Source organism: Prochlorococcus marinus str. MIT 9313, from assembly GCF_000011485.1.
GTDB classification, from domain to species: domain Bacteria; phylum Cyanobacteriota; class Cyanobacteriia; order PCC-6307; family Cyanobiaceae; genus Prochlorococcus; species Prochlorococcus marinus_D.
Genome location: NC_005071.1, coordinates 1,254,974 through 1,275,407, shown reverse-complemented (window position 1 = coordinate 1,275,407; position 20,434 = coordinate 1,254,974). Strand labels below are relative to the sequence as shown.

Genomic DNA, 20,434 nt, shown 5'->3' with positions numbered 1-20,434 from the left:
AAGTGGCCACCAAGCCAGGCTGTCTCTAAGAAAAAACCCATGAGTAGAAATGGGCTTGCATCAGAAATAATCAGTAGCGCAGGCATTAATTGCTGCTTGCTGACTATTAGTCGCTGCATTTATTTCTCCCGGTAGAAAGTCATCAGTGCTAAACCCCCGTTGCTTCCTGCAAAAGCTGTAAGGCAAATGCTGTTTAAAAAGGATTGATAGCTCTGCGATAGATCACCAGAAAGGATCATCGGCGAACTCCACCTTGAGTTGGCATGACTTCGTTCTGGGAACGATGGCGATGCAGGCTCTCACCACTTCTCCATTCACTTCAATCTCACAAGCACCACAGCTCCCTTGTAAGCAGCCTGTGGGAATGATGATTCCTGCGTCTCGAGCAACCTGGAGCCAATCAATCCCTGGTTCTGTATGGGATCTTGTGCCATTGGGCCATTGAATCTCAATCTTAGAGATCGTCATGTTCCCAGCAGTGGGTTGATGTTGACATGTTCTTCGAAAACATCGGCGAGACGATTGAGTAGTTGTTCTCTTTGTTGCTCATGGTTGGATATATCGGTCGGCAAGTCTGCTAAACCCTTTTGCTTCCGTATCAGATTGAGCCACAGCCTTCGCCAGCGACCATTCTCGAAAATCCCGTGCAGGTAAGTTCCCGCGACTTGGCCGCAGCTCTCATTTTTACTGACCCAACCCATTGAGGGATCGTCAGCCATAGGGAGGACAGACTCATGGCTCCCTTGAATGAGTTGGCTATTGCCATGGTGTAATTCAAACCCCTTCACCTTGGCATTGTCTGGCCACTGGGTAATCCTTTGGCATTGACTTAGAGCCTTGTTGCGTTTGAAAACGGTATCTAGAGGCAGCAGATTGAGTCCTGCCATGCTGCTTGATGGGTCTGTTGTTGTGACGCCTTCCAGACCTAGGGGATCTGCCAGAGTTCGCCCAAGCATTTGCATGCCGCCACAGATGCCAAACACATGCCCGCCGCTTTGGGCGTAGGTTTGCAACTGGCTTCCTAAACCACTGCGGTTTAGCGAATTTAGATCGCGCAGTGTCTGCTTGCTGCCGGGAATGATGACAGCATCTGGCATCCCGAGGAATGTGCCGGGTTCAACCCATCGCAGCTGAACTGTGGGTTCTGCTTCTAATGGATCGAGATCGGAAAAATTACTTAGGGATGGCAATTTCAAGACAGCGATTTCGATCTCGGCATCATTTTTTTTGCCTCTTCTCTCCAGTAGATCAAGGGAGTCTTCTGGCGGGAAGAGCTCTTCCAGCCATGGCATTACACCGATGACGGGAATTCCGGTTTCGGCTTCTAACCAATCGCGCCCTTCATCAAAAAGTTCGCGTCGGCCACGGAAACGATTGATGAGTAGCCCGCGTATCAACTGCTTTTCTACCGGCTTCAGTAAAGACAGGGTTCCCATGATCTGGGCAAAAACACCACCGCGTTCGATATCGGCAACGAGCAAACAGCGGGCACGCAGGAACTGAGCCAATCGCAGGTTGGTGAGGTCTCGCCGTTGCAGGTTGACTTCCACTGGGCTGCCTGCACCTTCCAAGACAAGCCGGCCATGGGTGTAAGAGCATTGAAGGTCTTTTAGCGCCTCACGGATGACGCTCCATCCAGGACGGAACCATTGCTCGTAGTAGGTCTCGGCACGCGCCGTGCCAACGCTTTGACCCAGATGGATGACTTCACTGGTGCTGTCTCCCTGGGGTTTGAGCAGCACAGGGTTCATGGCGCATTGGGGCTTGAGTCCTGCCGCCCAAGCTTGCAGGGCTTGTGAATAGGCCATCTCTCCGCCGCTCTCATCAACCCAGGCGTTGTTGCTCATGTTTTGCCCTTTGAAGGGTATGGGAGTTTCGCCTTGACGAAGCAGCAGCCTGCAGAGAGCGGCCGACATTAATGATTTACCAGCTCCACTGGATGTGCCTAACACCATCAGGGGGGTCGACATCCCATCGGTGCTCATTGTCTGGGCCAAAGTCGACGCAGATTGTGTTGCAGTCGTTCGAAAATCCCAGCTTGTTGTGTTGGTAACCCTGGTGACTGTTCAAGTAGCTGGCGGCCCAAGGGGGTGAGACGTATTTTCGCTGTCAACCCCTGCCCATCGACTTCACGGCGCAACACACCAACGGTAATCAACCAGCGAAAATCGGCTTCAACAGCATCAGCACGCTGAAACCAGCTGCATCCAGGCAAGCAGTATTGCCGGGCTTGCTGCCAAACGCTCTCAGCATTGAGCCCTGTTGCTTGGGCATCGGTATAAAACCTGGTGTCAAACCGAAGACAACGCATGGCTTGGGCAGCACGTTTTTTGCTGCGCATGTCAAGCAATTCCATCTCGCTTGTCATGGCAACGAAGGCAAGGTCGACCATTAATGGCAGCCTAAGAACTTGTTCTCGCTGCTGTAATTGATTGTGTTGATGCTTGCCTCGGCTTCTCCAGCCCGCCGTCGACTGCTTCAACAGGCCGCGATTCCCCATCAAGTGATGGTGAGCGGGGTTGATGAAGAGACTATCCACCATTTTGATCCAGTGCGGCTTGTCCAGCATTTAGCGGAGGCGAAGGCTGGGGTGGTGCATCAACAAATTAAGGCGGCTTTGCCGGTGCTTGGCTGCGATTCAGTGTTGGAGTTTGATGGCACAGTGTTTGGCAAGCCTGCCACGGCGGTGGAAGCCAGTAGCCGTTGGCAGAGAATGGCTGGCGCGTGGGGGTTTTTGCATACCGGTCACTGTTTGCTCAGTGTTAATGGTGAGCGCCTCAGCGAAACAGTAACGACACGTGTGCTGTTTGCTGCCTTGAGTGATTCTGAGATCGAGGCTTATGTGGCTACTGGTGAACCATTGTTATGCGCGGGTGGCTTTGCTCTTGAGGGTCAGGGTGGCTTGATGGTGGAGCGCCTTGAGGGTTGTTTTAGCAATGTGATTGGCTTGAGTTTGCCCCTGTTGCGGCGCTGGTTGCTAGTTATTAATGAATAAGTTGGATTAACTGATAGTGAGTTATTGAAAGCTTGGCGTTGATTTTTCCATTGTTAAGGTTGATCATTGCTGTGGTTTTTTGAGTCAAGTTGTTGTTCTTCAGGTTCTATTGAGCATGTGATTGTTGCGCTGTGTTTTTTTGATGTCCTTTGGCTTAATGAAAAAAAACCCTCGCCGCAATGGCGAGGGTTGAAGGTTTTCCCGATTAACAAGATCGATGCTTGATGTTGAGAATCAGTCCAGATCAGGCATTGACAAGGCTGGTTCGGTCTTACGATCGGTGCCTTTTTCAAACCCTGCTGCAACAGCCCTGGCGCGACCAGCGTGGAACCAGTGCCCCACGATGGTGAACCAAGCTAGGAAGAACGCATGACCAGCTAACCACTGGCGAAGGTTCACGAAGTTAACCGAGTTGGGCTCGGTGATGATTCCACCTACTGAGTTGATGGAGGCGTTGGGGGCGTGGGTCATGTATTCAGCAGCACGGCGCACTTGCCATGGCTGAACATCGTTCTGAAGCTTGTCAAGGCTCAGGCCGTTAGGTCCACGCAGTGGTTCTAACCAAGGACCACGGAAGTCCCAGAAGCGCATCGTTTCTCCACCAAAGATGATTTCACCAGTAGGAGAACGCATCAGGTACTTACCAAGGCCTGTTGGCCCCATGGCAGTACCAATATTTGCTCCAAGGCGTTGGTCACGAACGAGGAAGGTGAAGCTCTGGGCTTGAGAGGCTTCGGCGTTCGATGGACCGTAGAACTCTGATGGATAGGCGGTGACGTTGAACCATATGTAGGCCGTGGCAATGAAACCACAACAGCTCAGGCCAGCAAGGGCGTAGCTGAGGTAGGCCTCTCCGTTCCAGATGAAGGCTCTACGAACCCATCCCCATGGCTTGGTGGCAATGTGGAAATGGCCGCCAACGAATAGAAGAGCAGCAACGTAAATGTGACCACCAATGAGGTCTTCCATTGAGTTGACACCAGTGATCCAACCGGTACCTCCCCAGGGAGAACTGAACACGTATCCAAAGATCACGCCTGGATCAAGTGTGGGGCTGGTGATTAATCTCACGTCGCCACCACCTGGAGCCCAGGTGTCATAGATGCCGCCAAAGAAGCAGGCCTTGAGGATCAGAGCAAGAGCTCCCCAGCCTAGAAAAATCAGGTTGTAACCAAGAATGTTGGTCATCTGATTTTTGTCTTTCCAATCAAGCCTGAAAAATGGAGAGCTGTAATCCTGAAGTTTTTCAGGGCCGGCCAAGGAGTGATAGACCCCACCCAAGCCGAACACAGCAGAGATGATTAAGTGCATCACCCCGCAATGGAAGAACGGGTAGATGTCTACGATTTCGCCACCTGTACCAACGCCATAACCAAGCGCTGCCACATGTGGCATCAAGATCAGGCCTTGCTCGAAAATTGGCTTGTCGAAGGTGAAGTGACTTACTTCGAACAGGAGCATGGCTCCTGCCCAGAAAGTCATCAGACCTGCATGGGCAACGTGGGCGCCAAGTAGGCGTCCAGAAAGGTTGATGAAACGGGCATTACCTGCCCACCATGCGTAACCGGTGGATTCAAGGCTGTATCCCCCGGCATTCTGCAGTATGGAACCAGATTTAAAGGGCGTTTCCACGTGGCATTACCTCTTCAGGGAATACAAAGTTTTCGTGAGGTTGGTCCGCAACGGACATCCAGGCTCGGATACCTTCGTTAAGAAGAACGTTCTTGGTGTAGAAGGTTTCGAATTCGGGGTCTTCAGCTGCGCGGACTTCCTGGGACACGAAGTCGTAGGCACGCAGGTTGACTGCTAAGCCAACGATGCCAACCGAAGGCGTCCACATGCCCATGACAGGCACGAACAGCATGAAGAAGTGCAGCCAGCGTTTGTTGGAAAAGGCGATTCCGAAAATCTGGCTCCAGAAACGGTTGGCGGTGACCATGGAATAGGTCTCTTCTTCCTGGGTGGGATCAAACCCTTTAAAGGTGTTTGACATAGCGCCATCCTCGAACAAGGTGTTCTGCACCGTTGCGCCATGGATGCCACAGAGCAAGGCACCACCAAGGATTCCTGCTACTCCCATCATGTGGAAGGGATTCAGAGTCCAGTTATGGAAGCCCTGAAGGAAGAGAATGAAGCGGAAGATTGCTGCAACCCCAAACGAGGGAGCAAAGAACCAGCTGTGTTGTCCTAGGGGGTAAATGAGGAAACACGCCAGGAAGACAACGACTGGTCCTGAGAAGGCAAGGGCGTTGTAGGGGCGGATGCCAACCAAACGGGCAATCTCGAACTGTCTCAGCATGAAGCCGATCAGAGAGAAGGAGCCGTGAAGGGCTACGAAGGTCCAGAGGCCACCAAGCTGACACCAGCGCACGAAATCACCCTGCGCTTCAGGGCCCCATAGCAGCAGCAAGCTATGACCCATCGCATCTGCGGGGGTGCTTACAGCGGCGCTAAGGAAATTGCAGCCTTCCAGATAGGAACTTGCAATGCCGTGGGTGTACCAGGAGGTAACGAAGGTGGTGCCGGTAAACCAGCCTCCTAGGGCCAAGTAGGCCGTAGGGAATAAGAGAAGGCCAGACCAGCCAACAAAAACGAAGCGGTCGCGCTTGAGCCAATCATCGAGGACGTCAAACCATCCCCGCTGAGGCGCGCGTCCTACAGCGATCGTCATGGGAAAAAAAACGGTGCGGTTCTGCCGCAAGCTGTGGGATACCCGAAGACTTTAACAATCCCAAAGGGGCCTTTGGGAGAGAGTTGCCATGAGCTGAAACCCCTTGTAGTGGTGTTGCTCCTTTGGCTTGCTTCAAATCTGCCCGTTGTGGGCTGTAGCAGTCCAGAATGGAGATTCATATTGGGTAGTCATGTCAGCTGATCTCCAGGAAACCCCTAAGGCCGGAGATGCTTCTCTGGAGCGGCTTGAGCAATCGGTTCTCGGTTTTCGACGTCTCTCCAATCAGCTCTTGGCCGTCATCGTCACAATCGGCGGCCTTGGCTTCACACTGACTTGTCTGTCTAGTTATTTGGGGCGAGATCTTCTTCCCATCGGCAGTCCTTCGACTCTCCTATTCGTGCCTCAGGGCTTGGTGATGGGTCTCTATGGCATAGCAGGTTTGCTGCTTGCGAGTTACCTCTGGGCGATGATCAACATCAATTTGGGTGCAGGTAGCAACAACTTTGACAAGGCTTCCGGGATGGTGAAAATTTGCCGTCGCGGATATTTCAAGCTGATCAGCGCGGAGTTCCCCCTCAAGGATGTCAAAGCCGTCAAGGTTGAGGTACGTGATGGTTTCAATCCCCTTCGCCGCTTGTCCTTGCGGGTTCAAGGTCGGCGAGACATCACTCTTACCCGCGTCGGTCAGCCTCTCCCCCTCGCACAGTTAGAACAGGATGGTGCTGAGCTAGCGCGTTTTCTTGACGTGAATCTTGAAGGGCTCTGAATTTTGTTGCTCTCATCCCTTGCGCGTTTGATTCGGCGTCAAAACATCTGGGGAATTCTGCTTTGTGTGCCCTTATTGGTTGGCTGCAGCAAGTCCACTACGGCATCGATCAAGGCGGTTTGTTCCTCGCTGACTAGCCCCTGCTTGCAAGGCAAAGCCAATGTGCTGATGAGTACGAATCGAGGCGCAATCACCCTTGAGGTGGATGGTGATGCTGCTCCTGTTACCGCAGGTAATTTCGTCGATCTTGTTAAACGTGGTGTCTATAACGGCACTGTTTTTCATCGGGTCGTGAAAGAGCCCGTTCCCTTTGTTATTCAGGGCGGTGATCCTGCTTCAAAGGATCCTAAAACGCTCAAGATCAATTACGGGAAGGGTAGTTTCATCGATCCCGCCAGTGCTCAGGCCCGCTTCATTCCCTTTGAAGTGAAGTTGAAAACAGATGACCAGCCTCGCTATGGAAAGTTGATCACCAACCCCAGAGAGTTGCTGCAATTGCAATTGACTCATAAGAAGGGGGCTCTGGCTATGGCTCGTTCTCCGGCGCCGGATTCAGCCAGTGCTCAGTTTTACATTGCTTTGCGCCCTTTGCCCGAACTTGATGGCCGTTATGCTGTTTTTGGCAGGGTGATCAAGGGGTTGGAGGTGGTGGATTCGATTCAGCAGGGTGATCGTATTTTTAAAGCCAGCCTGGTAATGGCGAAATAAAAACCCTTAAGACATTGCCAATCACTTAGGCCGGTATTCGGCTCCCGCTCGGAGAGACCTTTAAGAGTTCGGTGTTTACCCCTGAGGCCCTTACCAGAGCGACCTTGCCGGTACGGGCGATTTCGATAATCCCGTAAGGGGTCAGCAAGCTTTCGAGCGCCACCAGCTTGCCTGGGTCACCCACCACCTCAAGGGTAAGCGCGCCATCGGCCACATCAACCACTTTCGCTCGGAAGACCTGAACGAGATCGAAAATGGAGCTGCGCTGGTGAGCGGGTGCGGAAACTTTGAGCAGCATCAGTTCTCGTTCGACTGCAGGTTGCCTGGTTAGATCAAGCACCTGCAGGACGTTGACGAGTTTGTCGAGCTGTTTGCTCATCTGTTGAAGGGCATGATCGTCTCCCTCTACAACCATCGTCAGTCGGGATTGTCCAGGCGTTTCGGCTGGGCCCACCGCAAGGCTGTCGATGTTGAAACCACGGCGTGCAAAAAGTCCTGCGATCCGGCTTAGAGCTCCGGATTCGTCTTCGACTAGCACTGAAAGGGTGTGCTTCATGCCCTTTATTGTTCATTACCTAAATTAAGGTTCAGCCAGCTGAACACGGCTTGATCAAAAGCCTGGGTGGATTCGTCATGGGGGCAATGGCCAGTTTCATTAAGCACTGAAAGCGTTATCCATGGGTATTGATGCTGCAGTCGATGGCCAATTTTTAATGGCACAAAACGGTCCTCTCGTCCCCAGAGAAGCAATATGGGGGGGCGATCGGGCCTGCTAGCAAGGCGTTTTAGTAAGCGAGGAGCTGTGCAGCCCACTGGCCGCAGTGTCATGCCAACGCACATCGCTCGTAGGGCGCGAGCTGCCGAGGGTCGCCTTGCAGGTTGGGCGATCAGGTGTAGTAGCTCATGGTCTAAATGGATGGAGTGGTGGTAGCCCATTTGAAGAGCTGCTTTAAGGAGTGGCGTTCGTGCGATGAGAGGAACAATCAGTTCCAGAGGCAAGAGGCGGAAGATGATTGCGATCAACTTGTGCTTTAACCGGCGCCACCAGCGGGTGGGGTGGAAGCTCAATGGTTCAACCAATGCAGGATCCGGTAATGGAGCTGCTACCACAGCTCCAACAAGGTCTGGGCGGAATGCGGCTGTGGTGAGAGCCGTTAGTGCTCCTAGAGAATTGCCTATTAGTACTGCTTGTTGAGAGGGGCTGGCCTGGACAATTTGCTCAAGAAAGGCTGCTAATTGTTTGCCCCACAGTCGATTGTCGAGGCGTCGAAATTGCTTCAGTCCTGGCTGGGCTGAAGCTCCAAAACCGATCAGATCAATGCTGTAGACGCGGAATCCTGCCGCTTTTAGGGGTGCAGCATTGTGTCGCCAATGAGCGCTGCTGGCACCGAATCCGTGGATGAGCACGAGTGGCCGTGCATCCTCTGCTCCCAGTACACGCCAGTGACAACGTAGGCCTTGCCAATACCAATCATGGGATTCGCCCCAGTCAGCACCTGTCTCTTGAATGGCCCGCTCGGCAGTCTGGAAGTCAGTTGCAAACAAAGCGGCTTGAACCAACCCACCACCCACTATCGCGAAGGCTCAGTCGTTTTGGAGCCAGGAGGTGGTTTCTTCCGCCCAGAGTCTCGTCCTTCCCGTGATCTTTCGGTTTTATTGGCTGCTTTTCAGCAGCAGAGGAGAGAGAAGTTTTCGCCTGCTTTGCGCTGGTTGGACCTTATGGCTGGTTGCGGTATTCGTGCTTTGCGCTGGGGGTTGGAGGCTGTTAAGCCCTCATTGTTGGCGTCAGGAGTAGAGCAGCTGCCAGAGCTGTGGGTGAATGATGCCGATCTTGAGCGCGCTTCTCTTTTGGAGAGGAATCTGGCCCCTCTGCGCCAAGAGCAAATCTCGCTAAAGCTTTTTCATCAGCCCGCTGAGGTCCTGCTGAGCCGTGCCTACCTCGATCAGTGTCGTTTTGATCTGATTGATCTCGATTGTTTTGGTTGTCCGAATGCGTTTCTGCAACCTGTGTTGCAGGTTCTCGCTTCTGAGGGGTTTTTGCTGCTTTCAAGCAGTGATGGTCGCTCTCCCACAGGTCATGACCGGCCAGGGGCAATTCGCAGTTTGGCTGCTGCGGCTCGGGTGCATCCAGCCAGCTGGGAGATCGCTTTGAGGCTGCAGCTTGGGGTTCTTGCACGACATGCCTGGCTGCTAGGGCGTGGCTTGGAGCCCCTGGTCAGCTTTAGTGAAGGTCGTACTTTTCGTGTTGCGGTAAGGATCAAGCGTCGAATTTCTGCATGTGAGGAGAGCCATCTTGGGCTTTTAGCTCGCTGTGAGGCTTGTGGTGCTCAGCTTGCTCAACCACTTCTCTCCCTGCAGGGATGGTCAGGGTGTATGTGTTCACAAGGAGGTGGCCGCTGGGCGGTGAGCGGTCCCCTTTGGCTGGGCCCCCTTCAGTCGCCAGTTGTGTTGGCCGATTTGTTGGTGTTAGCAGAACAGTCGATCGTTCCGATCGCATCCGCCACACTTCGGCTGTTGCATCGCTTGCAGTCTGATATCGGCTTGCCGGTCTATTGCTGGTCCACAGCTGAACTGGCCAAGCGTCTGGTTTTGTCTGGCCCGCCGTCTGTTTTGGCATTGGTCAGGGCTTTGCGTTTTGCTGGCCATGAGGCTTGCGGCAGTGCCGTGATGGCAGGACAACTACGAACCGATGCGACAGTGACCGAGCTTTTGCGGATTTGCCACGAGATGTGTCAGGAAGGGCGTTAAATGGTGTGCGTGATTCAAATGCCCATTCATGGCTTCGGAGATTTTCGGGATTGCTGCCGTCTTCTGGGTGTTGATCCCAGTTGGTCTTGCAGGTGGTGCTCTCTTATTGAAGCTTCAGGGGGACTGAAGTTCGCAGACTGGAGTCGCTCGATATAGGCTCCTTGCTTGTATTGAAGGGCCCTATGCAGGTTCTGTTGGTTGGTGGAACTGGCACCCTTGGGCGGCAGATAGCTCGTCGTGCCATTGATGCTGGCCATCAGGTCCGCTGCATGGTCCGAAAACCTCGTAAAGGGGCTTTCCTGCAGGAGTGGGGTTGCGAGCTCACCTGCGGCGATCTGCTTGATCCGGAGACTATTGATTACTCTCTTGATGGCATCGATGCTGTCATTGATGCGGCCACGAGCCGTCCCGATGATTCTGCGAGTGTCTACACAACCGATTGGGATGGAAAGCTCAATCTGCTGAGGGCTTGTGAGAAAGCAGGAGTGACGCGCTACGTCTTTCTTTCTTTGTTGGCAGCTGAGAAGCATCTCAACGTGCCACTGATGGACATCAAATTCTGCACCGAGAGGCTGTTGGCAGATTCGTCATTCGATTACACGATTTTGCAGGGTGTTGCCTTTATGCAGGGGTTGATCGGTCAAATCGCCATACCTGTTCTTGAAAACCAGACGGTTTGGGTGAGTGAAACGCCTACAGCAGTTGCATACATGAATACCCAAGACGTCGCACGTTTTGCTGTGGCTGCTTTGGAGCGTCCTGAAACGATCCGCCGCAGCTTTCCTGTCGTGGGTCCGAAGGCTTGGACCTCCGAAGAAATTGTGCAATTTTGCGAAAAGTCCAGCAGTAAAACAGCCAAGGTGATTCGTGTGTCACCTTTTCTGATCGGATTGAGCCAGAGAGTGGTCTCATTCTTTGAACAGTCAGTGAATATGGCTGAAAGGCTTGCTTTTGCAGAGGTCACTGGAGGAGGAATTGCTTTGGATGCACCGATGGATGACACCTATTCCTGCTTTGGCTTGGATTCTTCGGAAACCACCCCTCTTGAAAGTTATATCTCCGAGTACTACGACACGATCCTCAAGCGACTGCGTGAGATGGAGGCAGATCTCGACGAGGAAAGCAGGAAAAAGCTGCCTTTTTAAGGAATCCTCCATCCAATACTGGCGTGAGGATGGTTTATTTGTACTATTAGCAATATCTGTTTTGCTCCTGCTGGCATGTCTGTTGTTCAAGTGAAAAACCTGCAGCGCCGACTAGACAATTTGTCTTGTGAGGCTATTCAGGAGCTCGATCGGGCTTGTGGGCATGAGCTTTGGCGCAACCTTGGCTTCGATGCCTTTGACGGCCTAGAGGATGCTGAGCGCCGGGCTAGGGCCAATTACTACTACGGCCAGTTGCAGACAGTGAATGAGCTACTGGAGGCCTTGGGCTAATGCCCTTGGGTCATGCAGGTTTAGCCACCGATTCTTTCCCTGCCGACCACAATGGATTGATCTTTCTTGAAGGGCTTGATTCATGAGCAGTAGTTGCTGTAGTCCCTCTGCTTCAGGCCCTGGAGCTGATGCGTTAGATCAGACGCAGGCTGTAGAGGAGCGCTATGGAGCTGCAGCGCATGCCCAGGAAGCTTGTTTGTGTACCCCGGTGGCTTTCGATCTCAGCCTGCTTAAGGCCATCCCTCGTGAAGTTGTAGAGCGCGATTACGGCTGCGGTGACCCAACTCGATGGGTTAAGCCTGGTGACACTGTGCTTGATCTTGGCAGTGGCAGTGGCAAGAACGCTTTTATTTGTGCCCAGCTGATCGGTTCGGCGGGTGCCGTGATTGGGGTGGATCGCAATGTTGAGATGCTCAACCTGGCTCGTCAGGCCGCACCAGTTGTGGCGGAGCGGATTGGCTTTGCCAATGTGCGCTTTGTCGAGGGCGCTATCGAAGCGCTTGAAGCCCCTCAGGTTGATGGGTCTCCGCTTATTGCCGATCGGTCGATTGATGTGGTGTTGAGCAACTGTGTGCTCAATTTGGTGAATCCTGCAGATCGTAAGAATCTGCTGGCCAACATTCGCAGGGTTTTGCGGCCAGGTGGACGGCTTGCTGTTAGCGATATCGTCTGTGATAAGCCAGTACCCCTTGCTCTTCAGCAGGATCCGGAACTGTGGAGTGGCTGCATTAGTGGGGCCTGGCAGGAAGAGGCCTTCCTGCAGGATTTTCGTGCTTTGGGCTTTGAGAAGGTGAGCTATGCCGATCGTTCTGATCAACCCTGGCAGGTGGTTGAAGACATTGAATTTCGCGCCGTCACGCTTGTGGGTCAGCTGCCGGATGATTGAGGAGGGACAGCAGGAGGTTGGTCTCTCTTGATGAGACCTGCCTCCATTGGCCAGGATCCATCCCTTCAATGCTGAGGGGTGGCTCACCATCCATAAGCTCGATGCGATGACGGATCAAGCGAAGGGTTGGCAGCCCTACGGCTGCTGTCATCCGTCGAACCTGTCTGTTTCTCCCTTCTTTTAACTTCAATTCAAGCCAGCTAGTGGGGATGCTTTGCCGCACACGGATGGGTGGTTCACGCTCTCTCACGATCGGAGCAACGTTTCCCTTCAGCCAGCTCGCTAGGGCAGGACGGGTTCTCTTTCCCTTGATGATCACTCCTGAGGCAAGTTTTTGTAGTTGACTTTCACTAGGTGAACCCTCTACTTGCACCCAATAAACCCGCCAGTGGCTCAAATGGGGATTGGTGAGTCGATGCTGCAGGCGACCATGGGAAGTGAGAACCAAGAGGCCTTCGCTGTCAGCATCTAGGCGGCCTGCCGCATACACCCTGGGTATGGGGATCAAGTCTGCTAAGCACCTCCACTGGCTGCCTGGTTCTGGGGTGAACTGGCTTAGGAAGCCGTAGGGCTTGTTCAACAGAAGGGTCGTGAAGTCGTCTGCTTGGGTGGTCAGCTGATCAGTCAGTAGACGCGAGCAGTATCAGCATAGATAAATCGTTGTAGGGATCGTCAGCGCTTGATTGCTTCAATAGAAATGAGTCATCGTTTAAGCCTGAGTCTTAACGGTGGACCATCATGGAGCGTGGCGAAATGACAATCGGCCCTAGAGACTTTTTGACTCTGCCGTGTTTGCAGGGGCCGCAACCTAAACTCCGATTGAACCAATGAGCCACGGCACAACCGCATGATCGAAACCTCGGGTGTGATTGAGAAGGAACAAGGCAACGGGTTCTATCTGGTCACCCTTGAGCAGCCCGCCGGTCATCAGTGTTTATGTCGTGCCGCCGGCAAGCTCACCAAGTTCCGCATCAAATTGCTCGCTGGTGACAAGGTGCTAGTGGAGATCAGTCCCTATGACCTCACTCGAGGCAGAATCACTTATCGAGAGCGAAATGCTGGAGCCCCAGGGGGGCGCCCGGGTGGAAATCGCCCTGGTGGCCCACGACGACGTTAATCAGCTTCATAAGAATAGATGGGCTGGGCTTGAATTCTTATAAGGATTGACAGCGCTGCTTGTTAGGTTTTGCCACTTCAACTTTCATGTGATAATGATACAAGCTGTTTTTTACTGGTAGACAAATTTTTGCTGCTTGATCCTAATTTTGTTCTAAAGAATTGCTTGTTGCCTTGATCAATTAAATAGCCTAGATGATGATATTATTGGTGACAGCAACTCTGGCAATAATCTCTGATAAGTGATAATTTTGCTCTCATAAGTTGAGGCTTCCATTACTTCTCTGATAGCTTGACTTCTGCGTGTAAAATATTTCAAGTCAGCAGAAATCCCTGGTTAAATTTGCCTAGATCTCTAGGGCCTCGTCTGCGTCGCTTGTTTTATCGTAGGAATGGCTTTTGCTGGAAAGGTTCGGCACCGCAAGAACTGAGGCCTCAAGTAGTTCGTGATGTCCACCTGGACATGTGATCCACTCGCGGAATTCTTGGGTGATGGCGTAACTGTCTTCGTAGCTCTCTTTGCTGTCTAGTAAAGCGATTCTGGCGGATGCCCAACACGTTGAAACGCTTATACGTCGTCGAATAGCTGTGTTCATGATTGGTCCCCATTGGCCAGAGAATTGCATGTAAGTGGTCTGTATTTGGTTTGATTTTATAGAACGTCGCATTTTTCTTTTGTAAAAGTTGTCGTCAACGCTGCAAAAAACTGGGCAGATTTGGTGTGCGTAGTCGGATGACAGCACCTGCTCCATCGTTGACTGCTTCGAGTGGCAGGCTTGGGCCTCGCCAGTGACCCATCGTTGTGTTTTCCTCTGCTTTCGCTTCACTGTCTCTGATGAGATATGGCTCTGTCTTCGACCAGCTTCGGGCATGGCCCATCAGTAAGGGATCTGCAGGTGCAAAGACATAGGAAGGGTGACGAGGTACCGGCTCTAACGATGCTCTTGCTGTGGAGATCCTTACCGCGCGAGTGATTCCCTGTATGAATCTGCTGCGCGTTGCCACCGTTGTGAGATAAGCAACCACGCGAAGTCTTGGGGCATCGAATCCCTCTGCACACATGTCGATGCTGACTAACCAGTCGGCTTTGCTTGTTTGGAAGGCTGCCAGGCGAGCACTGGCATCACGGTCTTGGGAGTGCACCAGCTCGACACGATCGCCTTCCTCTTGCAGGAGCTGGGCGATGCCACCAGCGTGTTCGATATCTCTAGCGATCACAAGGCCTGCTGCATCGTGATGGTGGCGACGTACCTTCTTAAGTTGACGTCGTGCACGTAGTAACAGTTGCAAGGCAATACTGCTTGAGTCTGAGATCCGAATAGCCCTACGTAGATTGCGTGCTCGCCAGCTTTCACGCACTTCAGCAGAGAGGGGTGAGACATCTCGATCGGGCTGTCCAGGACGGCTGTGTTCCACCCAGCCATCCTGGAAGCGGAATTCGAGGGGGCGCACATCTCCAGCATGAATCAGCTCACTGGGTTCCACGCAGAGATCTGGGCTGATCTGCTCCACCAGAGCCCCCTCGGCTTCTACGCGCACTCTTCGGGCTGCACAGAAGGCCAGATTGTCGGCGCGGAAGGGCGTGCCAGTCAGACCAAGCCGTATTTTGCTGCTGCCAGTGAGAGCAAGAAAGGTGCGTCCCCAGGCTGGGCCCTGAGGTTCATCTGGATTCATCCCGAGGTGGTGGGCTTCATCGGCAATAGCGAGTAAGCCGTCACCGGCCCAGTCTTTTAGTTCTGCTATCAGGGTCTCTAACTGAAGACCGGCACCTTGATAGGTCACGGCCCAGCCGTCTGCTTGTTTGAGGATCTCGGGTTGTTCTGGGAAGGCTTCCCAGTCCTGCAAGTTGAGGCCTAGTTGTTTAGATGCTTGGTGCCATTGATTCAGGATCGAGTTGCGGTGGCAAAAAACTATGAATCGCGTTAAGCCACCCCCTCGCTGCATGGCCTCGAAGCTGAGGAGGGCGCCGAGGGTTTTGCCTGCACCTGGGCCCGCATGCACAAGCACATCTCGCCCTTGGATTGCCTGTGGAGACAGTCTGCGACGAAGCAGCTGAATCAGCTGTTGCTGCCAAATCCGGGGTCGGATTTTGGGCTGGCAGGACTCTCTCAGCAGTTCAAAGGAAGGCTTGGAGATGACATTGCACGAGAAGATAGGTCTTTCTAACCATTTATTTCGCTGCTGGCATCTTTAGCTTCTGGCCAAGAGCTTTTGGGGTTTTCGGCCCCCTGGCACCATGGCCAAGCGCCGCAATTCATCACAGTTTATTTTTCAGCAACGCCGCAGCCTGGAGCAGTGCTGGCTCCATGAATTTGACATTGATCCGTTGATCCTGAGAGCACGCTGGCTCCATAGCCAAGGGTTGAAGCTTGAGGCCTTGGCTATGGAACAGGAGTTGTTACCAATTGTCTGACTGAGTTCAGAGCGCTTCGGTGTGGTTTACGAGCAGGTGCTCAACCTCATTGAGGCCTTCGCTTGCGGCAGTGTGTGCGATCTCGAAGTTGCCCTGAGCCTCATCCATCAGTTGACCAGCTAAGCGATCGAGCAATTGCTCCTTTTTCTCCTTGAGCATCGTTAGCAATTCGTTTTCGATCAGCTTTTGAACGGCTGATGCCCTCAGGGTGTCTGAACCGGCTTCAGCAAAGGTTCCCTGAACCAGTTCTTGAATGAACAGTCGGTGGACTTCACTGCTGCGGAGGAAACTCTCGGTGGCGTTGATAATCCCGTCTACCAAAGCCTTGTCAGGCTCCGACTCCTGTTTGTCGAGCTTGAATTCCCAATCCAAATGGCGTCGCTGCCATCCTGCGGAATGGAGGCTCGGCATCACTGTTTGGGAGAAGGTATCCACCGAAATCTCGTAGATCCGTTCTGCCAGGCGTTCACACCATTCTCTCCCGTGTCCCTGGAGGTTGTTCTGCATTGTGGAGCGCTCCACGGCATGGCCTCCGTGATGGCTATGGCAAACACCATCTGGACATTCGATTGCGGTTAGGCCCATTGAGGCAGTTGGAGTCAACACTCCTTCATAGCTAAAAGTTCAGCTAAAAAAACTTTTCTTCAGGAAAGCTCCCGGTATGGGGAGGTCGACCCCGTAATCTCGCCTGGTTAAACAAGTTTTCTCTCTTGCCCAGACTCTTAATTCAGCTGGAATCGGCGATGGGAGAAACCCGTGTTGCGGCTTCGCCGGACACGGTGAAAAAGTTTCTTTCTCTGGGCAGCAAGGTTGCCATTGAGCGGGGTGCAGGCCTTGCCGCAGGTTTTGTTGATGCTGTTTATGGAAACGTTGGTGCTGAGCTGGTCACCCCTGGGGATGAACAGTTCTGGGGTCAGACGGATTTACTCCTCTGTGTGCATGCACCGTCTGAAATCTCATTGCAGAAGCTGCGGCCTGGAGCCACCATTGTTGGCTTGTTGGCCCCTTACAGCAATTCTGCTTTGGCGGCGGCGCTGAAATCGGCCAAGCTCTCAGCGATGGCCCTAGAGCTGCTGCCGAGAATTAGTCGGGCACAGTCTGCGGATGCTCTGTCCTCTCAGGCCAATATTGCTGGCTACAAGGCGGTGCTGTTGGCTGCAGCTGCCCTCGATCGTTACTTCCCGATGTTGATGACGGCAGCTGGCACAGTGCAGCCAGCACGGGTCGTGGTATTGGGTGCTGGTGTGGCTGGATTGCAGGCAGTTGCTACGGCAAAGCGGCTGGGTGCGGTGGTCTACGTCAGTGATGTTCGCTCTGCCGTGAAGGAGCAGGTGGAGTCACTTGGAGCACGCTTTATCGATCCCCCTGAGATTGAGCAGAGGCCAGATGAGTCTGGTGGCTATGCCAAGCAGGCTTCTGAGGCTTTCCTGGCGGCTCAGCGTGAGCAGCTCTCCAATCAGTTGGCGCAGGCCGATGTGGTGATCTGTACTGCTCAGGTGCCTGGGAGAAAAGCTCCCAGATTGATCAGTGATCTCATGCTCGATCGCATGCGCCCAGGAGCTGTGGTGGTCGATCTTGCCGTTGAACAGGGTGGAAATTGTGCGAATACGCGTCCTGGTGAAACAGTCGATCGCAACGGCGTGAAGTTGATCGGTGCCTCCGATCTCCCTTGCAGTGTGCCCAATCACGCTAGTGCTCTTTACTCCCGCAATTTGGTGGCTCTGTTGGAGCCCGTTTTGAAGGACGGCCAGCTCAGTCTCAACATTGAGGATGAGTTAATTGCCGGATGCCTGATCAGTCACAACGGTGAGATTCGCCATAACAATGTGTTCAACATGGGAGGGTCCAACTGATGTCGTTCTTGAGTGAGGCCCTTTGGGTGCTGCTGCTTGGCAGCTTGCTTGGCCTTGAACTGATCGGCAAGGTGCCCCCCACTTTGCATACGCCTTTGATGAGTGGTGCCAATGCGATCTCGGGGATCACGATGTTGGCCGCTCTCACCCTGATCATCAAGGCCGGTAACAACATCCCTCTGTTGGCGATGGGTGCTGTTGCTCTTGGTTTCGCCTTGTTCAACGTGATTGGCGGATTTCTCGTGACTGATCGGATGCTGGCCATGTTCAGCCGCAAGTCCGCTCGCCGTAAGGACAACCACTGATGAATATTGCTGAGACCCTCAAGTTCGCGATTGACCTGGTCGCGGTTTTACTCCTTGCCCTTGGGATCAAGGGCCTTTCGAAGGTGCGCTCTGCTCGTGAGGCCAATCTCCTTGCAGCTTTTGCCATGGCGCTTGCCGTGGTGGGCTTGATCGTGAACTATCTCGGCACCAGCGGCATCGCTGCTGAAGCCTGGATTTGGATCATCTTCGGCACGGTGGTCGGTGGATGTCTCGGTGCGATCACAGCGCAGCGAGTGCCGATGACCTCCATGCCGGAGACCGTTGCTCTGTTTAACGGCTGCGGAGGCATGTCGTCGTTGTTGGTGGCTTTCGGCGTTGCAATCTTCCCGACAGCCGCTGGTGCTGGCGAAGCAGGCAGCGCAGTGGTTGAAGACATCTCGATTGTGGTGTCTGTTTTTGTTGGCTCGATCACCTTTTCAGGATCCATCGTGGCGATGGCAAAGCTGCAGGGCTGGCTGTCAACACCCCCTTGGATGCAGAGCAGGGTTCGGCATGCCGTGAACATTGCGCTTGCTGTGATGTCTTTAGTGGCTGCCATCGAACTTGGCCGCCGTGGCGACAACGTCAGTGCGCTTTGGTTGCTGGTGATCGGGTCTGGTTTGTTGGGAATCGGCGTAACGCTACCGATCGGCGGCGCTGATATGCCAGTGGTGATCTCACTTTTGAACAGTTATTCGGGAGTTGCGGCGGCGGCGGCAGGTTTCGTTGTTGGTAGTCAGTTGCTGATTGTGGCTGGCGCCATGGTTGGAGCTGCTGGTCTGATCCTTACTCAGGTGATGTGCAACGGCATGAATCGTTCGTTGGTATCCGTGTTGTTTGGTGGAGCGTTAGGAGCAAGCGCTGCTTCTGGCGGCGGTGGTGAATATAAAAACATCACCAGTTGCAGCGCTGAAGAGTGTGCCCTCACCCTTGAGGCAGCAGAGCGGGTTGTCATCGTTCCCGGTTACGGCCTGGCTGTAGCACAGGCCCAGCACACGCTTAGGGAAGTCACCCGTGCTTTGGAGGCAGCTGGAATTGAGGTCACCTATGCCATCCATCCGGTTGCTGGTCGGATGCCTGGTCATATGAACGTTCTCTTGGCTGAGGCTGATGTTCCTTATGAGCAGCTCAAGGAGATGGATGTGATTAATCCTGAGTTCCCAGCCACTGACGTGGTGCTGGTGCTAGGGGCGAACGATGTTGTGAATCCTCAGGCCAAGACCGATACAAGTTCACCTCTTTATGGCATGCCTGTGCTTGATGTGCAGGAAGCTCGCACGGTGTTCGTGGTGAAGCGGGGCATGAGTGCGGGCTACTCAGGGATTAAGAATGATCTGTTTGAACTTGCCAATACTTCCATGGTGTTTGGTGATGCCAAGAAAGTGTTGGGTGATCTTTTGGTTGAACTAAAGGAGCTTGGTGTTGGCAAGAAGGGGTGAACCCCATCCCGAGCTGCTTCAGCAGCTCGGGATGCCTTCTTTTAGACAGAGATTGCCTTGGCTTGGCGGTGATTTGCAGACCCTCAGGGACACCCTGAGACCGGTGCGCTTGCCGAGTGATCGAGGCGAAGCGATTGAAATTGCAGTACCTGCCTTGCCGAGCGGTATGGCGGGTTCGGGTCATTTATTGGCTTTGTTTGATCGCCCGCAAAGCACCCGCCAGGCGCGTGGCTTGGTTTTGCTGCTGCATGGATTGGGGGGCTCTAGTCGACGTGAAGGTCTACGACGCATGGCCTGCGCTCTTCAGACGGCTGGTTTCGCTGTGCTGCGTTTGAATTTGCGTGGTGCAGAACCTGGCCGGCATCTCTCAGCAGGGACCTATGCCGCTGACTGCAACAGCGATCTTGGCCCGGTGTTGTTACGGGCCAGGCAGCTCTGTGATCAGCTGGGGCGCGAGGGTGTTGCTTCGAGAGGGGCAGTCCCTCTGCTTGGGGCCGGTATTTCCCTTGGGGGCACGATGCTTCTCAATGCCTGTCTTGAGCCAAGCCACGCGCGCGCGCCTGGCCAAGCGGTTTTGGATGGATTGGTTTGTACCAGTAGTCCCCTTGATTTAGCGGCTTGCAGTGCCTCAATCGAGCGTCCCCGCAATAGGGTTTATCAGCGTTGGTTGCTGCAGCGATTGATTCGTCAAACCTTGGCGGATCCCTTCGGCGTGACTGTGCAGGAAAGGGGAGTGCTCAATGGGGAGAAGGGTCAGAGCCCGCCAGCAACGATCCGAGAGTTTGATGCTGCCATCACAGCACCGCGCTGGGGTTATGGCGATGTTGATGCTTACTACGCTGGCGCCTCACCTTTGAGCGCCTTGCTTGAGAACCCCAGTCGCCTGCCGCCAACACTGCTCCTGCAAGCGCTAGATGATCCCTGGGTGCCAGCAGAAGCCGCTCAACAGTTGGCAGCGAATATGTCTCCATCCAGTGAGCAGCGAATCCAAGTGTTGTTGACAGCTCACGGCGGCCACAATGGTTTCCATGCCATCGGAGGCTGCTGGGGGGATCAGGTGGTGGCCCGTTGGCTGTCAAAGTTTGGAGCTTGACTAAA

At 53.6% G+C, this 20,434-nt stretch carries 25 protein-coding genes; 14 read left to right on the top strand and 11 right to left on the bottom strand.

Annotation, left to right across the window (positions count from 1 at the left end; all coding sequences use genetic code 11):
* Positions 1-222 precede the first annotated feature (222 nt).
* The 3 genes from AKG35_RS06345 to AKG35_RS06335 are packed head-to-tail and all read right to left on the bottom strand — an operon-like array spanning position 223 to position 2,392.
* Positions 223-468 (bottom strand): 2Fe-2S iron-sulfur cluster binding domain-containing protein, encoded by a 246-nt coding sequence (locus AKG35_RS06345; protein ID WP_011130555.1) that lies wholly within the window; start codon positions 466-468, stop codon positions 223-225.
* On the bottom strand, positions 465-1,970 hold the full coding sequence (locus AKG35_RS06340; protein WP_011130554.1) for a cobyric acid synthase: 1,506 nt from the start codon (positions 1,968-1,970) through the stop codon (positions 465-467). Before AKG35_RS06340 ends, AKG35_RS06345 begins: the two co-directional genes overlap by 4 nt.
* 11 nt (positions 1,971-1,981) lie before the next feature.
* On the bottom strand, positions 1,982-2,392 hold the full coding sequence (locus tag AKG35_RS06335; RefSeq protein WP_157859848.1) for an Npun_F0494 family protein: 411 nt from the start codon (positions 2,390-2,392) through the stop codon (positions 1,982-1,984).
* 42 nt (positions 2,393-2,434) lie between these two features.
* On the opposite strand from AKG35_RS06335, the gene AKG35_RS06330 reads away from it, so the two are divergent.
* A complete protein-coding gene (locus AKG35_RS06330; RefSeq protein ID WP_041385102.1) occupies positions 2,435-2,995 on the top strand; it encodes a nucleoside triphosphate pyrophosphatase in 561 nt (186 codons plus the stop codon).
* A gap of 234 nt (positions 2,996-3,229) precedes the next feature.
* On the opposite strand, the gene psbC is transcribed toward AKG35_RS06330, so the two are convergent.
* Both psbC and psbD read right to left on the bottom strand, forming a co-directional pair.
* Positions 3,230-4,627 carry a photosystem II reaction center protein CP43 gene (gene psbC / locus AKG35_RS06325; protein ID WP_011130551.1) on the bottom strand — a complete coding sequence of 466 codons (1,398 nt, stop codon included), beginning with the start codon at positions 4,625-4,627 and terminating at the stop codon, positions 3,230-3,232.
* Positions 4,611-5,666: a photosystem II D2 protein (photosystem q(a) protein) gene (gene psbD / locus AKG35_RS06320; RefSeq protein WP_011130550.1), complete on the bottom strand. Its 1,056-nt coding sequence runs from the start codon at positions 5,664-5,666 to the stop codon at positions 4,611-4,613. Before psbD ends, psbC begins: the two co-directional genes overlap by 17 nt.
* Positions 5,667-5,856: 190 nt before the next feature.
* Here psbD and AKG35_RS06315 point away from each other — a divergent pair, with 190 nt between their 5' ends.
* Both AKG35_RS06315 and AKG35_RS06310 read left to right on the top strand, forming a co-directional pair.
* The gene (locus AKG35_RS06315) at positions 5,857-6,432 is read left to right on the top strand and encodes a photosystem I assembly protein Ycf4 (RefSeq protein WP_011130549.1); all 576 of its coding nucleotides are present in this window, start codon (positions 5,857-5,859) and stop codon (positions 6,430-6,432) included.
* Positions 6,433-6,435: 3 nt separating this feature from the next.
* Positions 6,436-7,140 (top strand): peptidylprolyl isomerase, encoded by a 705-nt coding sequence (locus AKG35_RS06310; RefSeq protein ID WP_011130548.1) that lies wholly within the window; start codon positions 6,436-6,438, stop codon positions 7,138-7,140.
* Positions 7,141-7,165: 25 nt separating this feature from the next.
* Here the strand turns inward: AKG35_RS06310 and ilvN are convergent, their stop codons facing one another.
* Both ilvN and AKG35_RS06300 read right to left on the bottom strand, forming a co-directional pair.
* Positions 7,166-7,696, bottom strand: coding sequence for an acetolactate synthase small subunit (gene ilvN, locus AKG35_RS06305; RefSeq protein ID WP_011130547.1), 531 nt, complete (start codon positions 7,694-7,696; stop codon positions 7,166-7,168).
* Positions 7,697-7,701: 5 nt separating this feature from the next.
* On the bottom strand, positions 7,702-8,700 hold the full coding sequence (locus AKG35_RS06300) for an alpha/beta fold hydrolase (protein WP_011130546.1): 999 nt from the start codon (positions 8,698-8,700) through the stop codon (positions 7,702-7,704).
* On the opposite strand from AKG35_RS06300, the gene AKG35_RS06295 reads away from it, so the two are divergent.
* The 5 genes from AKG35_RS06295 to AKG35_RS06275 all read left to right on the top strand — a co-directional run bounded on the left by AKG35_RS06295 (position 8,614) and on the right by AKG35_RS06275 (position 12,210).
* On the top strand, positions 8,614-9,888 hold the full coding sequence (locus AKG35_RS06295) for a N2,N2-dimethylguanosine tRNA methyltransferase (RefSeq protein ID WP_011130545.1): 1,275 nt from the start codon (positions 8,614-8,616) through the stop codon (positions 9,886-9,888). The genes AKG35_RS06300 and AKG35_RS06295 overlap by 87 nt on opposite strands.
* Before the next feature lie 28 nt (positions 9,889-9,916).
* Positions 9,917-10,015, top strand: a complete 99-nt coding sequence (gene petM / locus AKG35_RS06290; RefSeq protein WP_011130544.1) for a cytochrome b6-f complex subunit PetM — start codon at positions 9,917-9,919, stop codon at positions 10,013-10,015.
* Between the two features lie 55 nt (positions 10,016-10,070).
* Positions 10,071-11,033, top strand: a complete 963-nt coding sequence (locus tag AKG35_RS06285; protein WP_011130543.1) for an NAD(P)H-binding protein — start codon at positions 10,071-10,073, stop codon at positions 11,031-11,033.
* Between the two features lie 75 nt (positions 11,034-11,108).
* Positions 11,109-11,324 carry a hypothetical protein gene (locus AKG35_RS06280; RefSeq protein WP_011130542.1) on the top strand — a complete coding sequence of 72 codons (216 nt, stop codon included), beginning with the start codon at positions 11,109-11,111 and terminating at the stop codon, positions 11,322-11,324.
* Positions 11,325-11,406: 82 nt separating this feature from the next.
* Positions 11,407-12,210: a methyltransferase domain-containing protein gene (locus AKG35_RS06275; protein ID WP_011130541.1), complete on the top strand. Its 804-nt coding sequence runs from the start codon at positions 11,407-11,409 to the stop codon at positions 12,208-12,210.
* Here the strand turns inward: AKG35_RS06275 and AKG35_RS06270 are convergent.
* The gene (locus AKG35_RS06270; RefSeq protein ID WP_157859847.1) at positions 12,179-12,790 is read right to left on the bottom strand and encodes a pseudouridine synthase; all 612 of its coding nucleotides are present in this window, start codon (positions 12,788-12,790) and stop codon (positions 12,179-12,181) included. The two genes, AKG35_RS06275 and AKG35_RS06270, sit on opposite strands and share 32 nt — an antisense overlap.
* 267 nt (positions 12,791-13,057) lie before the next feature.
* Here AKG35_RS06270 and infA point away from each other — a divergent pair, with 267 nt between their 5' ends.
* Positions 13,058-13,327 carry a translation initiation factor IF-1 gene (gene infA / locus AKG35_RS06265; protein ID WP_006041809.1) on the top strand — a complete coding sequence of 90 codons (270 nt, stop codon included), beginning with the start codon at positions 13,058-13,060 and terminating at the stop codon, positions 13,325-13,327.
* A 346-nt stretch (positions 13,328-13,673) separates the two neighbouring features.
* On the opposite strand, the gene AKG35_RS06260 is transcribed toward infA, so the two are convergent.
* Both AKG35_RS06260 and AKG35_RS06255 read right to left on the bottom strand, forming a co-directional pair.
* The gene (locus AKG35_RS06260; protein WP_041385095.1) at positions 13,674-13,922 is read right to left on the bottom strand and encodes a hypothetical protein; all 249 of its coding nucleotides are present in this window, start codon (positions 13,920-13,922) and stop codon (positions 13,674-13,676) included.
* Between the two features lie 94 nt (positions 13,923-14,016).
* Positions 14,017-15,438, bottom strand: coding sequence for a DEAD/DEAH box helicase (locus AKG35_RS06255; RefSeq protein WP_419177155.1), 1,422 nt, complete (start codon positions 15,436-15,438; stop codon positions 14,017-14,019).
* Positions 15,439-15,562: 124 nt separating this feature from the next.
* Between AKG35_RS06255 and AKG35_RS13320 the strand changes: the two genes are divergently transcribed.
* Complete coding sequence (locus AKG35_RS13320) at positions 15,563-15,739, top strand: hypothetical protein (protein WP_167523916.1); 177 nt, start codon at positions 15,563-15,565, stop codon at positions 15,737-15,739.
* A gap of 6 nt (positions 15,740-15,745) precedes the next feature.
* Here AKG35_RS13320 and AKG35_RS06250 read toward each other — a convergent pair whose 3' ends face one another.
* Positions 15,746-16,324, bottom strand: a complete 579-nt coding sequence (locus tag AKG35_RS06250; RefSeq protein WP_041384487.1) for a hypothetical protein — start codon at positions 16,322-16,324, stop codon at positions 15,746-15,748.
* A 125-nt stretch (positions 16,325-16,449) separates the two neighbouring features.
* Here AKG35_RS06250 and AKG35_RS06245 point away from each other — a divergent pair, with 125 nt between their 5' ends.
* From AKG35_RS06245 to AKG35_RS06230, 4 genes are read left to right on the top strand one after another with little or no spacing between them, the layout of a single operon-like run.
* Entirely contained in the window at positions 16,450-17,592 is a 1,143-nt protein-coding gene (locus tag AKG35_RS06245; RefSeq protein WP_011130537.1) for a Re/Si-specific NAD(P)(+) transhydrogenase subunit alpha, read from the top strand.
* Entirely contained in the window at positions 17,592-17,897 is a 306-nt protein-coding gene (locus AKG35_RS06240; RefSeq protein ID WP_011130536.1) for an NAD(P) transhydrogenase subunit alpha, read from the top strand. Before AKG35_RS06245 ends, AKG35_RS06240 begins: the two co-directional genes overlap by 1 nt.
* Positions 17,897-19,336, top strand: a complete 1,440-nt coding sequence (locus AKG35_RS06235) for an NAD(P)(+) transhydrogenase (Re/Si-specific) subunit beta (protein WP_011130535.1) — start codon at positions 17,897-17,899, stop codon at positions 19,334-19,336. Before AKG35_RS06240 ends, AKG35_RS06235 begins: the two co-directional genes overlap by 1 nt.
* Complete coding sequence (locus tag AKG35_RS06230) at positions 19,317-20,429, top strand: alpha/beta fold hydrolase (protein ID WP_011130534.1); 1,113 nt, start codon at positions 19,317-19,319, stop codon at positions 20,427-20,429. The genes AKG35_RS06235 and AKG35_RS06230 overlap by 20 nt, the downstream gene beginning before the upstream one ends.
* Positions 20,430-20,434: the final 5 nt, after the last annotated feature.